Source organism: Isoalcanivorax indicus, assembly GCF_003259185.1.
Taxonomy (GTDB): Bacteria; Pseudomonadota; Gammaproteobacteria; order Pseudomonadales; family Alcanivoracaceae; genus Isoalcanivorax; species Isoalcanivorax indicus.
Map to the genome: position 1 here is coordinate 1,445,919 of NZ_QGMP01000001.1, position 13,896 is coordinate 1,459,814.

The window sequence follows — 13,896 nt, forward strand, 5'->3', positions numbered from 1 at the left end:
GAGTGATCGAGTTTTTCACGGACTACGGGCTGTTCCTGGCCAAGGTGGCCACGTTGGCGTTTGCCATCCTGTTTGTGGTGGGCGGCGTCATCAGTGCCGCGGCACGGCAGCGTGGCCAGCATCAGGATGAGCAGGGCGACCTGCGCGTACGGCATCTGAACGATGAAATGGAGAGCCTGCGCGATAACCTGCGTCATGCGGTGTTGCCCGATGCAGAACGCAAGGCGGCTCGCAAGCAGCAACGCAAGGAAGAAAAGGCCCGGCAGAAGGCGGCGCGCAAGGCCGGTGCCATGGCGGCAGACCGCAAGGCGCGTGTTTTCGTGCTGGATTTTGATGGCGATGTCCAGGCCAGCGCCGTGGACAACCTGCGTCGGGAAATCACCGCCGTACTGGAAGCGGCGGACAAGAAAGACGAAGTCGTGCTGCGCCTGGAAAGCCCCGGTGGTCTGGTGCATGCCTACGGGCTGGCGTCATCACAGCTGCGCCGTATCCGTAATCAGGGCGTGCGCCTGACGGTTTGTGTGGACAAGGTGGCGGCCAGTGGCGGCTACATGATGGCCTGTATTGCCGACCGCATTGTTGCAGCGCCCTTCGCCATTGTCGGCTCGATAGGTGTGGTGGCACAGATCCCCAACTTCCACCGCTTGTTGCGCAAGCACGATGTGGATGTCGAGTTGATGACCGCTGGCGAATACAAACGCACCCTGACCATGTTTGGCGAGAATACGGACAAGGACCGCGAGAAATTCCAGGAAGAGCTGGAGGACACCCACCTGCTGTTCAAGGAGTTTGTCCGCGAGCATCGCCGCAATCTCGATATCGCGCAGATTGCCACCGGCGAACACTGGTTCGGGACCCGGGCCAAAGATATCGGTCTGGTGGATGACTTGCAGACCAGTGATGAATACCTGCTGACGCGCTGCAAGGAGGCGGACGTCTACGAGGTAAGCTGGCATACGCGCCAGAAGCTGGCGGAGCGTCTGGGTCTGGCGTTCGAGGGCAGCCTCGAACGGGTCATGGAGCGCTGGTTTCATCGTGGCGCACGACGCTGGTGGTAAATCATGAGTGATCCCTTTGCTGCACTGCTGACCACCGAACAGGACGGCCGCTACCGGACAGAGCTGGTGCAGCGTTCCCTGGATGATCTGCCTGAAGGCGATGTGCTGATACGCGTGCAATGGTCATCGCTGAACTTCAAGGATGCGTTGTCGGCCAGCGGCAACAAGGGCGTGACGCGCCGGTACCCGCACACGCCGGGTATCGACGCGGCGGGCCTGGTGGTCAGTGATGCCAGCGGCACCTTCGCCGAGGGCGCGGCGGTGATGGTCACCGGTTACGATCTGGGCATGAACACCGCCGGGGGCTACGGTGAATATATTCGCGTGCCTGCGGCCTGGGTGGTGCGTCTGCCGGAGGGTCTGAAGGCACGCGACGCCATGTTGCTGGGCACCGCCGGACTGACAGCGGGCTTGTGCGTGCAGGCGTTGCTGGACAGCGGGGTGGCGCCGGAAGACGGTGATATCCTGGTCACCGGGGCCACGGGGGGCGTGGGTTCCCTGGCGGTGGCGCTGCTGGCGCACCTCGGTTTTACCGTGGTGGCGGGGACTGGCAAGGCGGATGCCCATGACTGGCTCAGGGCTCTGGGCGCGGCATCCTGTCTGGACCGGGATGCGCTGTTCGGCGAGTCATCTGCCCGGCCGATGCTGAAGCCACGCTGGGCCGGTGCCGTGGATACCCTCGGCGGCGAGCCTTTGGCCAGTGTCATCAAGTCCACCGCTTATGGCGGCAGCGTCGCCTGTTGCGGACTGGCTGCCAGCACCGATCTGCCGTTGACGGTGTTCCCGTTCATTCTGCGTAACGTGCGCCTGCTGGGCGTCGACAGCGTAGAGCAGCCGCTGGCGGCCAAGACGGCGGTCTGGCAGCGGCTGGCCACAGACTGGCGCCTGCCGGTACTGGAGCAGATTGTGGCAGCGGAGGTGGGCCTGGCGGACCTGCCAGCCTGGTTTGAACGGATTCTTGCCGGAGGCGTGCGCGGCCGGGTGCTGGTGCGCGTTAACGGATAACCCCGACAGAAACGGGAGACGCTGATGGATGCTGCAGCGCTCGTGCATGCAGTCTTGCTGGACGGGGCCGGGGGTGGGCGTCGGCTCACCCCGGATGAGGCAGCAGCCTGGCAGCCTGCCCAGGGCCTGTTATGGCTGCATCTGGATTATACCCACCCTGACACCCCCCGATGGCTGGCGCAGATGGCTCTGCCCGCACTGGTCAGTGATGCCATGCTGGCGCAGGAGACTCGGCCGCGGGCGGCGCCCATGCGCGACGGCACGCTGGTTTACCTGCGCGGTGTCAACCTCACGCCGGGCGCACACCCTGAAGACATGATTGCCATTCGTCTGTGGCTGACGCAGACCTGTATCGTCAGCACTCAGCGCCGCCCGCTGGGGTCGGTGGCGGACATGCTGGAGGATCTGGCGCAAGGCAACGGGCCCGGAGACACCTGGAGCCTGCTGGTGGACCTGACGGATCGGCTTACCTGGTATATGGAAGACGTGGTGGACCAGGTGGAAGAGCAGATTGCCACCTACGAAGAGGTCGCCATGGTGCGGCAAAGCAGGGGGCTGCGTAACGAGATCGCCCGGGTGCGTCGCCGGGTGAGTATCCTGCGGCGCTATCTGGCGCCGCAACGTGATGCCCTGGCCCGGTTGCTGGACAGCAGCGGCCCTCTTGCTGACGCGGAGCGCGGGCGTTTGCGTGAGGTTATGGACCGGCTTCAGCGTCTGCTGGAAGACCTGGATGCGGCGCGTGAACATGCCAATATCGCCCAGGAAGATCTGGCGAACCGGCTGGCCGATGAGTTGAATCGGCGTATGTATGTGCTGGCGATCTTTTCGGTCGTTTTCCTGCCTCTGACGTTCCTGACGGGTTTGCTCGGGGTGAACCTTGAAGGGATACCCGAGGCGGAGTCGGAACTGGCGTTTCCGGTATTCGTGCTGATGCTGGTGGTGGTAGGTGGCGGGATAGTGGCGGTGCTGCGGCGGCGGGGGTGGTTGTAGGGCCTGACGGGGTGGCCATCGACCCAACCCGTCAGGCTCGCGCGAGCCTACCCGTTTACCGCTCAGTGACGGCGGTAGATTGGTCGCGGATCGTTCACATCGCCTTGGTAGGTCACCGAGAAATCCCGCAGCCCGTTCAGGGCGTCATGGATATCCCGGTCAGCACGAATGACAAAGGCATTGAAACCGACGCGCTGCATGTAGAACAGCTGATCGCGCAGCACGTCCCCCACCGCACGGACCTCACCCTTGAACCCGTAGCGGGTGCGCAGTTCGCGGGCATAGGAATAGCCGCGCCCGTCCTTGAAGGCCGGGAAGTTGATGGCGACCAGCGGCAGGGCGGCGAAATCGTCCGCCAGTGCTGCCGGCTCCTCGCCGGGTTCCAGGCACACTCCCACATCACCGCGTGCCTTCAGGCTCTCACGGTGCGCCTGCCAGTAGGCCAGCGGCACGATCACCGGGCCGTCGGGCAGCGCCTGCAGTGCGGCCAGCGCCTCCGCGTCGAGCCGTTGCCAGGTGTCGTCGACGATCACGCCGTCCTTAATGATCTGTGGCATAGGCCCGCTCCTTGAAGGGTTCGATGCCCAGACGCTCGTAGGTGTCGACAAACAGCTCGTCGGGCTTGCGCTGTTCGACATACAGATCCACCAGGCGGGCAATCACCGGCACCACCTGATCGGCGTCGAAGGATGGCCCCAGCTTCTCGCCGATTTTCGAGACCTTGTCGCCACGGCCGCCCAGCGTGATCTGGTAGTACTCGCGGCCTTTCTTGTCGACCCCGAGAATGCCGATATGGCCGATATGATGATGCCCGCAGGCATTCATGCAGCCGGAAATATTCACGTCGATCGGCCCCAGATCATGCAGATAATCCATGTCATCAAAGTGACGCTGGATCGCTTCGGCAATCGGGATCGACTTGGCGTTGGCCAGCGAGCAGAAGTCACCGCCCGGGCAGGCAATCATGTCGGTCAGCAGCTTCAGGTTCGGGGTGGCGAAGCCCAGCGCGTCCAGCTTTTCCCACAGCGGGAACAGCTGATCCTGGCGCACATCACCGAGCACGATGTTCTGCTGGTGCGTGGTACGGGCCTCGGCAAAGCTGTAGGTCTCGGCCAGGTCGGCAACGGCATCGAGTTCTTCATCGGTGATATCACCGGGAGCACGGCCCGTTTTCTTCAGCGTCAGGGTGACGGCCGCGTAACCGGGTTGCCGGTGCGCGGTGACGTTGGTGTGGAACCAGCGGTTGAAGGCCTTGTTCGAGGCCAGGGCTTCCTCCAGTGCCGCAGGGCGCTGGCCCAGCGCCGTGTCATAGGCCGGCGTGGAAAAATGCCCGCGCATCGTGTCGACTTCGTCGGCGGTCAGCGTCATCGGGCCGTCTTTCAGCTCGGCAAATTCCGCTTCTGTCAGCGCCCGGAATTTTTCGGCGCCCAGCGCCTTCACCAGAATCTTGATGCGTGCCTTGTACTTGTTGTCGCGGTTGCCGTACTTGTTGTAGACCCGCAGGATCGCTTCCAGGTATGAAAGCAGGTGCGGCCAGGGCACGAAATCGCCGATGACCTCGCCGACCATCGGCGTCCGGCCCAGGCCGCCGCCCGCCAGTACCCGGAAGCCGGTCTCGCCATCGCGATGTACGACCTGCACGCCAATATCGTGCACGCCGATCAGCGCCGGATCAGCATCCGGGACCGCGTTGACCGCAATCTTGAACTTGCGCGGCAGGTAGGCGAATTCAGGGTTGAAGGTCGCCCACTGACGGATGATCTCGCACCAGGGGCGCGGGTCTTCGATTTCGGCGGCGTTGATGCCCGCGAATTCATCGGTGGTCACGTTGCGGATGCAGTTGCCGCTGGTCTGGATGGCATGCATCTCGACCTCGGCCAGCGCCGCGAGAATGTCCGGCACGTCTTCCAGATCCGGCCAGTTGTACTGGATGTTCTGGCGCGTGCTGACATGGGCGTAGCCCTTGTCCCACTCGCGCGCGATGCGGCCGAGCATGCGCAGCTGGGTGCTGCTGAGCATGCCGTAGGGCACGGAAACCCGCAGCATCGGCGCATAGCGCTGGATATAGAGCCCGTTCTGCAGTCGCAGGGGCAGGAATTCATCGTTGCTCAACTGGCCGTCGAGATAGCGCCGGGTCTGATCCCGGAATTGCGCTACCCGCTCACTCAGGAGCTGCTTGTCATGGGGTCGGTATACGTACATGGCGTCGGGGGTTCACCCTGTCTCGTGGCTGCCGATAGCTCCGGCAGAAGGCGTACGCACAGTGTAACGCAGTCGCCGGAGGCGCCGCACTGTAGCAAAGCGGGCTTATTCAGAAAAGTAATATATGGCCATAAGCTTATGCGATATGGTACTTCGCCAGGGTGGCTCAGGTGCCTGAAAGCACGATATTCACGGTCAGGATCATGCCCACCACCAGCGCGACCACCAGGAACACATAGACAATGATATAGTCGCTGGCCTTGCCCTGGCGGAAGTCGCGCTCGCGGTTACGACCGCTCTGTACGCCGAACAGCGCCGCCAGAACACTCCAGATGACCTGGAAGACGTTCGGTTTGTCCTGTTCCTCCTGATCGTGCTCCTGCCGATGCTCGTTCATGTCTGCCTCGCTCACATTGCTGCCCTCATCCTGTGTTGCCCTTCTATAGTCAGGCCGTTATAGCCGGATGTCGACCCACTGGCGGCGCATCCACAGACGCCCCAGCAAGAGCGATGTGACCAGCCGCTGCCCGGCCTGCAGGATCCAGACGCCCAGCAAGCCACCGCCCAGCACGGGCCCGATGATATAGGCCAGCGGCAAAAAGAAACACCACTGTACGCACAGCGTGACCAGCATCACCGAGCGCGCTGCCCCGGCGCCCAGCAGCGCCTGGGTAAAGACGATGGCAATGCCATCCAGGCAGATCGCCAGCCCGGTGATCATCAGCGGCAGGCGGCCCAACTCCACCAGCTCGGGCTCGCGCAGGAAGATGCCCAGTATCAGATCCGGCACCAGCCACATGGGCAATGCCATCAGGAACAGCAGGATCATGGCCAGCCGCGTGACGTCCCAGCCCCAGCGGTAGGCATCCTCCGGCTCACGCCGCCCCAGCGCCTGGCCGACCAGCGAGGTGGCCGACAGCCCCAGCCCGATGGCCGGCAGGATCAGAAACAGCACCAGCGTGATCAGCACATGGGCTACCGCCACTTCCTGGGTGCCAATGCGCCCGATGATCCAGAACAACACTACCAGCCCGGCCGAAAACAGCAGCTGCTGCACCGACTGCGGCGCGGCGACCCGCAAGATATTGAGCAGGGTCGTGCGCGCCGGCCGCGCCACCATGAAGCCGTGCACCCGGCCTTCGCGCCAGGTCTGGATGAAATACAGCAGGCTGCCGAAATACAACGCCAGGGTGGTCCCGATGCCCGCCCCGGTGCTGCCCAGCTCAGGCAGCCCGAAAGCGCCGAAGATCAGGCCATAGCTGATAATCACGTTCAGCACATGCACGGAGACCAGCGTGCGCAGGTAAACCCCGGATCGGTTGATGCCGTTCCAGTAGCCGCGGTAACTGAAGTTCATCGCCACCGCAAACACCCCGCAGATCCGCGCCAGCAGATAGGGCTCGGCCAGCGCCTGCACGGCATCATCGGCCGCCAGCACCGCCATCAGGTCAGCGGAAAATTGCCAGAAGAACAGCAGGATAGGCACCGACAGCGCCATCCCGATCAGCAGCCCGGCATTCAGCGGCACCGCATAGACTGTCGGATCGCCTTCACCCTTGCGCCGCGCCACCATGGCCTGGACACCTGCACCGAGACCCAGCACCAGGCTGATGGCCATGAAGTTCGCATAGCCGCCCAGGCCGACAGCGGCCAGGGCTTCACCGCCCAGGCTGCCGACCATGGCGGCGTCCACCAGATTCAGCAGACTCTGGCTGGCCATGGCGCCCATGATGGGCAGGGCAAGGGCAAGGATGCGGCGGCTGCGTACAGCGTCGAGCATGAAGGCTCCAGTCGGACCGGGCAGGGCGGGTACAATCGGCGCGCAAGGATAACAGAGTGGGCCCCGGGGCTCACTTGCTTCTGTGCTATACTTGACTAAAATACTCGGGAATTAATGCACGCTGCCGATGCCGGCGCGACCAGTGGAGACGTCTGTGACCGATAGCCTCATCACCGTGACCCCCAACGCTCAGGAATACCTCCGTGACCTGCTGGACAAGCAGAGTTCGCCGGGGATGGGTGTGCGCATCTTTGTCGAGCGCCCGGGCACGCCCCATGCGGAGTGCTGCATGGCGTATTGCCCCGAGGGCGAGCAGGAAGAGGGCGATGTGCGTTACGACTACGAGGGCTTCCACGCCTGGCTGGACGGCAAGAGCCTGCGTTACCTGGAAGATGCGGTCATCGACTACAAGAAGGACTCCATGGGCGGGCAGCTGACCTTCCGCGCACCGAAATCACGGGTGCCGGAGCTGAGCGCCGATGCGACGCTGGAGGAGCGCATCAACTACGTGCTCTATTCCGAGATCAACCCGGGGCTGGCGTCGCACGGTGGCAATGTGCAGCTGCTCGAGCTGACCGAGGAAAATGTGGCGGTGCTGGAGTTCGGTGGGGGTTGCCAGGGCTGCTCAGCCGTGGACATGACCTTGCGTGATGGCGTGGAGCGCACGCTGAAAGAGCGCATTCCCGAGCTGGCCGCTGTTCGTGACAAGACCGATCATACGGTGACGGAGAATGCCTACTACAAGTAGGGTGGCTGGCGTTTCCGGGTGGTTGGGTGCTCCGTAGCCCGGCCTCGGGGAGGGGGACTCCCTTCCAGAAGCCGCCGTGAACCCATCCATGGGGGCTTGCGTTCGGCTTCCTGCCTCACACACTTCTGGAAGGGAGTCCCCCTCCCCGAGGCCTCATTCAGTGCCAACTGCCGGTTCTGTACTTCGTAGCTTGTAGGCTGGGCTGAGCAGCGCGAAGCCCAGCATGATGTCCGTCTTGCTCGTGGCGGATTCTGCCTGATGCCGGGCTTCGCTACGCTCAACCCAGCCTACCGGACGAACGAAACTCTCGGTTGGCTGGAAGTCGTTAACCGGGCTGCGCGTGACGGCCCTCGGGGGGTGGGTAAAGGGTTTCTGGACCTTCGAGAGGCATGGATGCCGAACGAGAGCCCCCAGGGACGGGTTTACGGCGTGTCCAGAAACCCTTTACCCACCCCCCGAGGGCCATGACCACCACGCCAACGAAGAATGGAAAGCCCCGGCTCAGGACCCACTCAACCGCTGCCGCGCAAAGTTGGCCGACTCTCCGGTGCCGCCCGCGCGCAGGTAGCGCTCGTAGGCTTCGTTGGCCTGCTGTTGCTGGCCCAGCCCCTCATGACTCAGCCCCATGAAGAACTGCGTGTTCGGGTTGCCTGGCAGCAGGCGCTCGTAGGTCTGGAAGCGCGTCAGCGCGGTTTGTGCCTGGCCCTGCTCCAGCGCGACGACCCCGGCCAGATGCTGCGCCTGGGCTTCCTGCGGATAGACCTCAATGGCGCGATCCAGGAACGGCTTCGCCTGGTTGTGCTTGTCCTGCACCATCAGCACCTTGGCCATCAGCACCAGCCCGGTGTAGTCCCGGGGTGCCTGGCGCAGTGAGTCATTGAGCAGGCGTTCCGCTTCGGCGAAGTTCTTCTGCCCGGCGGCGGTTTCCGCCTGCTGCTGCAAGCGGATGGCCGGTTGCAGGCGGCGCAGGGCCGCTGTGTTGTCCATGTAGCGTTCGCGGTGCATGGGGGCGTTGCGGTAGCGGGCGTACTCGTTTTCGGCCGCGCGCCTTGTGGTCTGGTAACGCTCATCGCTCATCGGATGGGACGAGAACATCTGCTCCAGCATGGACGGCTGGCGGCTGTTCATCGAGCGCAGCATGTCCATCAGGTCGACCATGCCCTGCGGGTTGTAGCCCGCTGAGGTCATGTATTCCAGGCCCAGGTTGTCGGCCTGGCGCTCGTCGCTGCGGCTGTAGCGAGCCAGCAGGGCGCCCGCGGCGATGCCGCCAAGCCCCAGTGCCAGGGCGGCGCGGGTATCGTCTACCTGGGTGGCCAGTACGGCGCCGACACCAGCGACCACCAGCCCCGTGACGGTGGACTTGGACATCCGCTGGGCGGTGTGGCGAGCGCTGACATGGGCCACCTCATGGCCGATCAGGGCGGCGAGTTCCGCTTCGCTTTCCATTTCCAGCAGGATGCCGCGGGTGATGCCGATGGTGCCGCCGGGGAAGGCATAGGCATTCACGTAGTTGGCGTTCAGGGCATTGTAGCTGTAGGGCATGTCCGGGCGATGAGAGGCCGCGCCGACAGGGCGGCCCACGCCACTGACGTAGTTGCGCAGCGCCGCGTCCTGGACGACACCGTAGTCGGCGGAGAGCTGGTGCGGGGAGTGCTGCTGGTCGAGCGCCTTTTCCTCGGCGGGGCTCATCATCATGAACTGGCGCTGGCCGGTCACCGGGTTGACGGCGCAGCCGGTGACGACGCCGCCACTGGCAAGGGCCATCAGCCACAGCATCTGCCGGCGGCTGAAGCCGCCACTGGCCACGTTTTTCTCAAGACCTTCCGGCGAGGCGTCCCGAATCAGGGTATAGCGATCACGTTTCATTGGCATGTTCCGTTTGTGTTCAGTCCCATTGACGCAAGTGGCGACGCGCCACCAGCAGCAGCCATGCAGCCCAGACGCCGCTGCTCATGAGGATCAGCAGGCCGGGCAACGAAATATCCCATAATACCGGCGCCACCCGGTGCCCCAGCAGCAGGCTGCCGCAGAGCACGCCACTGGCGGTCAGCAGGGTTTGGACCTGCCGGTACTGCGAGCGTTCCAGCCGCGCCACCAGACGTTCCAGGTGACGCGGGTCGATGCCGGTGCCCTCGCTTTTCGGCGTGCCGGCGGGCGCGGGCGGGGCGTAGATCCGGTCGACCGCATCCAGCGCCTTCAGACCCAGGCTGCGGGCCAGTCGGGTGGGGCTGTAGCGCGCCCGGATCATGCGCTTGATCAACGGTTCGGCTTCACTCATCACATCAAATTGCGGGTGAATGAGGCGTCCAAACCCTTCCAGCGTGATGATCGCCTTGATCAGCAGGGCGATGTCCGACGGCAGCACCAGATTATGGTTGCGCAGCATGCCGGTAATGTCCGCGAGCAGGGCGGTCACATCCAGATCGGCCAGCGGTACGCCGTAATACATCGAGATCACGTCTTCGACGTCAGCGACCAGGGCTTCGTACTTCACGGGCTGGCCGTCGGACCAGGAGGCGAGCACGGCGGCGCAGCCGTCGGCTTCCTGCATCACCACCGATTTCATGATCTGTACCATCTGCTCGCGACGGGCATGTGACAGTTTGCCGACCATGCCGTAGTCGAGCATGCCGATGCGGTTGCCGGGCATGATCAGGAAGTTGCCGGGGTGTGGATCAGCGTGAAAGAAGCCGTCTTCCAGCGCCATCTTCCAGGCGGCTTCGGCGCCGCGCCGGGCGATCAGCGGGCGGTCTGCACCGGCTTCGTCGAGTTTGTCGAGGCGGCGTGCGGGAATGCCCTCGATCAGTTCCTGCACGCTCAGGGTGGGCGAGGTCCAGGCCCAGTAGACGCGCGGCACCTTGACCCATTCGAGCTTGCGCAGGTTCTTGCGGATGCGGTCAGCGTTGCGGGCTTCGATGGTGAAATCCAGTTCGCGGGCCAGCGAACGCTCGAATTCACGCACCAGTTCCAGCGGGCGATAGCGGCGCAGCTCAGCAGAATTGTCCACGGCCAGGCGTGCCAGATGCCTGAGCAGGCGCAGGTCGGAATCAATCTTGTCGCGAATGCCCGGCTTCTGGATTTTCAGCACCACAGCCTCGCCGCGCAGGGTGGTGGCGCGATGGACCTGGCCGATGGAAGCTACGCCCAGCGGGTTCGGGTCGATGTCGCGGAACACCTTGTCGGCCGGTTTGCCGAGGGCACGCTCGATCAGCGGTACCAGCGTGTCATAGGGCAGGGCGGGGGCATTGTCCTGGAGTTTTTCGAATTCATCGATCCAGTCGCGTGGAAACATGTCCACGCGGGTGGCCAGAATCTGACCGAGTTTGACGAAGGTGGGGCCCATTTCCTCCAGCGCGCGGCGCAGTCGCTCGGCCGGGGGCATGGTCAGCAGTTCCCGGTCGATGCTCTGACGTACCAGCTTGCCGGCCTGCTCCATCGGCGCGGCCAGGCCGAGACGCCGGATCATGTCGCCGAACCCGTACTTCAGCAGAATGCCTGCCAGGGCGTTGGCGCGCCGGAAATCCTTGCCAGTATCGAGAATGCTCACGCATTCGCTCCTTTCGCGGGTTAGCATTTATTGTATTGTGTCCCTGATGGTAGCCACACTGGTTGTCTGCGGAAAGTGATTAAACGTAGGAGACAGGTAGCATGTTCGGAGTGGGTCGAGACAAGACCGCGATGCCAACGCCCGAGACGGCGTTACCTGGCCGTGATACGCCACTGCCGGTAACGGAGCCCCATCGCATTACCGGGTTGTCCTTGCAGCCGCCCTGGCCAGAGGGCTGTGAAGTGGCGATATTCGGCATGGGCTGCTTCTGGGGCGCGGAGCGGCGCTTCTGGCAGTTGCCCGGCGTGCGGGTGACGGCGGTGGGCTATGCCGCCGGTTACACGCCGAACCCGACTTACGAGGAAGTCTGCAGCGGCCGTACCGGGCACAATGAAGTGGTGCAGGTGGTGTTTGATCCGGCAGAGATCAGCTATCAGACCGTGTTGCGTGCGTTCTGGGAAGGGCATGATCCGACCCAGGGCATGCGTCAGGGCAATGATGTGGGGACGCAGTATCGTTCCGGCATCTACACCTGCAATGCGGCGCAACAGGCGGCGGCTGAAGCCAGTCGTCAGCGCTTCCAGGCGGCGCTGGATCGCGCCGGGCGCGGCACGATCACCACGGAAATCCTGCCCGCGCCGACATTCTATTATGCGGAAACCTGGCACCAGCAATATCTGGATCGGAATCCGGGCGGTTACTGCGGCCTGGGCGGTACAGGAGTCATGTTGCCATGAGCAAGACGTTCGTTCGTGATGATCTGGTTACCGTCGGCTCATCACCGGTGCACGGCAAGGGACTGTTCGCGCGTCAGGACATTCCGGCGGGCACGGTGCTCGGCGTGTGCAAGACACGGCCTGCACGCCAGGATGGGCCTCACGTGCTCTGGCTGGACGATGGCGAGCGGCCGGTACGCGTGACCTGCCTGCTACGCTATATCAATCATGCGGTGCAACCGAATACCGTTTACTACGAAGATCTGTCTGTCGAAACCCTGCGCGACGTCAGTGCCGGGGAAGAGCTGTTGCATCATTACGGTGATGACTGGGACTGAAACGGCTTATCGGGCAACGGCCATGTCCACAGTGGCGCTGGCCAACGCCACCCACAGGTGCGCGATGTCATCGACAAACTGATCCAGCGACAGGGCGATCTCGCCGTCCAGCCAGCGTAACGTACTTTCGATCGTGCCACCGATAAGCATGGAGGCGGCCAGACCGGCCAGTTGCTCGTGCGTGTCGGTCACGGCCAGTTCGGGGTGGCCGGGGTGATGGTAGGCCAGGCCGAAGCTGGCCAGGGCCCTGGCCAGTTGGGCGATGACCCGATTGCGCTGCTGGCGTGCCCGGGGGTTGTCGCTGGCCTTGGCGAACAGTACCTGGGCCCGCCGAGGGTCCTCGATCAGCCATGCCAGGCAATCGCCCAGTACCTGCCGTGCGAGCGCGTCGGTATCGAGGCCTTGCTGCTGCGCCTTGCCCGCAGAGGACAATCCCAACTGCAGCAGGCTGGCGGTCAGTTCATCCACCACCGCGTCTTCCAGCGCATCAAGCCCGGAAAAGCTCTCGTAAAAATAGCGCTTGTTGAGGGTCAGATCGCGGCACAGCGCAGCGATGGAGGTGTGCCGCCAGCGGTCGTCGGCGAGCAGGGCAAAGGCCTGGTCCATCAGCAGACGGCGGCGGCTTTCCACGCGACTTTCGGCAGACTGGCCCAGAAAGGGGCGGACCGGTTTGGACATGGCGAGATTCTCTTTCGTTGCCCGCTTCGTTACCCGCCGCAGAGTATAGCCCGGTGGGAGGAAAGGCCAGTCCGCAGCTTGACACGACTCATGGGCGAATGTCATTGTTGGTACAGATCAGTACCAACAATGACATTCGCCCATAACCCGAGGAGCCCTGTCCCGTGACAAGCACCCATGTGAATACCCGTCATACCTTGCCGTTGTCATCCGCCGATGACGCGCGGCAGCTGGATCATCTGCGCCAACTGGCCGTATCCGACCCCGACCAGGCGCGGCAGGCTGCCTGGGCGTGGCTCCAGACGCTGCAGGCCCCGAGTGAGCATTACCGCCTTCATGGTCTGTTTGCACAGGGCGAGGTGCCTGTGGGTCCGCAGGGTGCCTGCGAAGGGTTGGTGATGAACCTGTATGGCAAGTTGTGGCTTGCGGGTGTGGACCGTCTGGTACGGTTGGGTCAGCGCCTGGGCGGTGTGGGCTGGACTGGCAAGACCTTTGACAGTGATGGTACCGGGTACAACCGGCTGACACCGGCCACGCGCCTGGCCGCGCTGCTTTGCATGCCGGGCTACCGATTCCAGCGGCACAAGGGTGAGTTGATCGGTTTCCATTTTCTGCACGTTATCGAGCCGTCGCCGCTCCCCCCCCATCAGCAGGTGCGCACCATCCGCTATGACGCTCCGCAGCATGGCAATCCTCTGGTGCTGCCGCGCACGCGTGACGAAGTCGTGCAGATCATCCCGGATGTTTATCTCGGTCGTGCGACCTTGCGTACCGGGGATCACTGGGAGGTCGTGGGCTACTTTGGTTTGCGTTCCCCGCAGGAAGGGGGTTGAT

Annotated in this window: 14 protein-coding genes; 7 read left to right on the forward strand and 7 right to left on the reverse strand. The window is 63.7% G+C overall.

Features of this window, described 5'->3' with window-relative positions; translation table 11 throughout:
* Window positions 1–2: 2 nt before the first annotated feature.
* The 3 genes from sohB to DKW65_RS06615 are packed head-to-tail and all read left to right on the forward strand — an operon-like array spanning window position 3 to window position 3,053.
* Window positions 3–1,058 (forward strand): protease SohB, encoded by a 1,056-nt coding sequence (sohB, locus tag DKW65_RS06605; protein ID WP_245932410.1) that lies wholly within the window; start codon window positions 3–5, stop codon window positions 1,056–1,058.
* 3 nt (window positions 1,059–1,061) lie between these two features.
* Entirely contained in the window at window positions 1,062–2,063 is a 1,002-nt protein-coding gene (locus DKW65_RS06610; protein WP_111656505.1) for a YhdH/YhfP family quinone oxidoreductase, read from the forward strand.
* 24 nt (window positions 2,064–2,087) lie between these two features.
* Window positions 2,088–3,053 (forward strand): zinc transporter ZntB, encoded by a 966-nt coding sequence (locus DKW65_RS06615; RefSeq protein WP_111656506.1) that lies wholly within the window; start codon window positions 2,088–2,090, stop codon window positions 3,051–3,053.
* A gap of 62 nt (window positions 3,054–3,115) precedes the next feature.
* Here the strand turns inward: DKW65_RS06615 and DKW65_RS06620 are convergent, their stop codons facing one another.
* From DKW65_RS06620 to DKW65_RS06635, 4 genes are all read right to left on the reverse strand, one after another.
* Window positions 3,116–3,610 (reverse strand): DUF934 domain-containing protein, encoded by a 495-nt coding sequence (locus DKW65_RS06620; protein WP_111656507.1) that lies wholly within the window; start codon window positions 3,608–3,610, stop codon window positions 3,116–3,118.
* The gene (locus tag DKW65_RS06625; protein ID WP_111656508.1) at window positions 3,594–5,255 is read right to left on the reverse strand and encodes a nitrite/sulfite reductase; all 1,662 of its coding nucleotides are present in this window, start codon (window positions 5,253–5,255) and stop codon (window positions 3,594–3,596) included. Before DKW65_RS06625 ends, DKW65_RS06620 begins: the two co-directional genes overlap by 17 nt.
* 166 nt (window positions 5,256–5,421) lie before the next feature.
* On the reverse strand, window positions 5,422–5,652 hold the full coding sequence (locus DKW65_RS06630; protein ID WP_111656509.1) for a DUF2970 domain-containing protein: 231 nt from the start codon (window positions 5,650–5,652) through the stop codon (window positions 5,422–5,424).
* A gap of 57 nt (window positions 5,653–5,709) precedes the next feature.
* Window positions 5,710–7,035, reverse strand: a complete 1,326-nt coding sequence (locus tag DKW65_RS06635) for an MATE family efflux transporter (RefSeq protein WP_111656510.1) — start codon at window positions 7,033–7,035, stop codon at window positions 5,710–5,712.
* Between the two features lie 127 nt (window positions 7,036–7,162).
* Here DKW65_RS06635 and nfuA point away from each other — a divergent pair, with 127 nt between their 5' ends.
* A complete protein-coding gene (gene nfuA, locus DKW65_RS06640; RefSeq protein WP_111656511.1) occupies window positions 7,163–7,783 on the forward strand; it encodes a Fe-S biogenesis protein NfuA in 621 nt (206 codons plus the stop codon).
* A gap of 501 nt (window positions 7,784–8,284) precedes the next feature.
* On the opposite strand, the gene DKW65_RS06645 is transcribed toward nfuA, so the two are convergent.
* Both DKW65_RS06645 and DKW65_RS06650 read right to left on the reverse strand, forming a co-directional pair.
* Window positions 8,285–9,649, reverse strand: coding sequence for a M48 family metalloprotease (locus DKW65_RS06645; protein WP_111656512.1), 1,365 nt, complete (start codon window positions 9,647–9,649; stop codon window positions 8,285–8,287).
* Window positions 9,650–9,668: 19 nt separating this feature from the next.
* A complete protein-coding gene (locus DKW65_RS06650) occupies window positions 9,669–11,330 on the reverse strand; it encodes an ABC1 kinase family protein (RefSeq protein ID WP_245932411.1) in 1,662 nt (553 codons plus the stop codon).
* 101 nt (window positions 11,331–11,431) lie between these two features.
* Here DKW65_RS06650 and msrA point away from each other — a divergent pair, with 101 nt between their 5' ends.
* The gene (gene msrA / locus DKW65_RS06655; protein ID WP_111656514.1) at window positions 11,432–12,067 is read left to right on the forward strand and encodes a peptide-methionine (S)-S-oxide reductase MsrA; all 636 of its coding nucleotides are present in this window, start codon (window positions 11,432–11,434) and stop codon (window positions 12,065–12,067) included.
* Complete coding sequence (locus DKW65_RS06660; RefSeq protein WP_111656515.1) at window positions 12,064–12,384, forward strand: SET domain-containing protein; 321 nt, start codon at window positions 12,064–12,066, stop codon at window positions 12,382–12,384. Before msrA ends, DKW65_RS06660 begins: the two co-directional genes overlap by 4 nt.
* 6 nt (window positions 12,385–12,390) lie before the next feature.
* On the opposite strand, the gene DKW65_RS06665 is transcribed toward DKW65_RS06660, so the two are convergent.
* Window positions 12,391–13,062, reverse strand: coding sequence for a TetR/AcrR family transcriptional regulator (locus DKW65_RS06665; protein WP_111656516.1), 672 nt, complete (start codon window positions 13,060–13,062; stop codon window positions 12,391–12,393).
* Window positions 13,063–13,226: 164 nt separating this feature from the next.
* Here DKW65_RS06665 and DKW65_RS06670 point away from each other — a divergent pair, with 164 nt between their 5' ends.
* Window positions 13,227–13,895 carry a hypothetical protein gene (locus tag DKW65_RS06670; RefSeq protein ID WP_111656517.1) on the forward strand — a complete coding sequence of 223 codons (669 nt, stop codon included), beginning with the start codon at window positions 13,227–13,229 and terminating at the stop codon, window positions 13,893–13,895.
* Window position 13,896 lies beyond the last annotated feature (1 nt).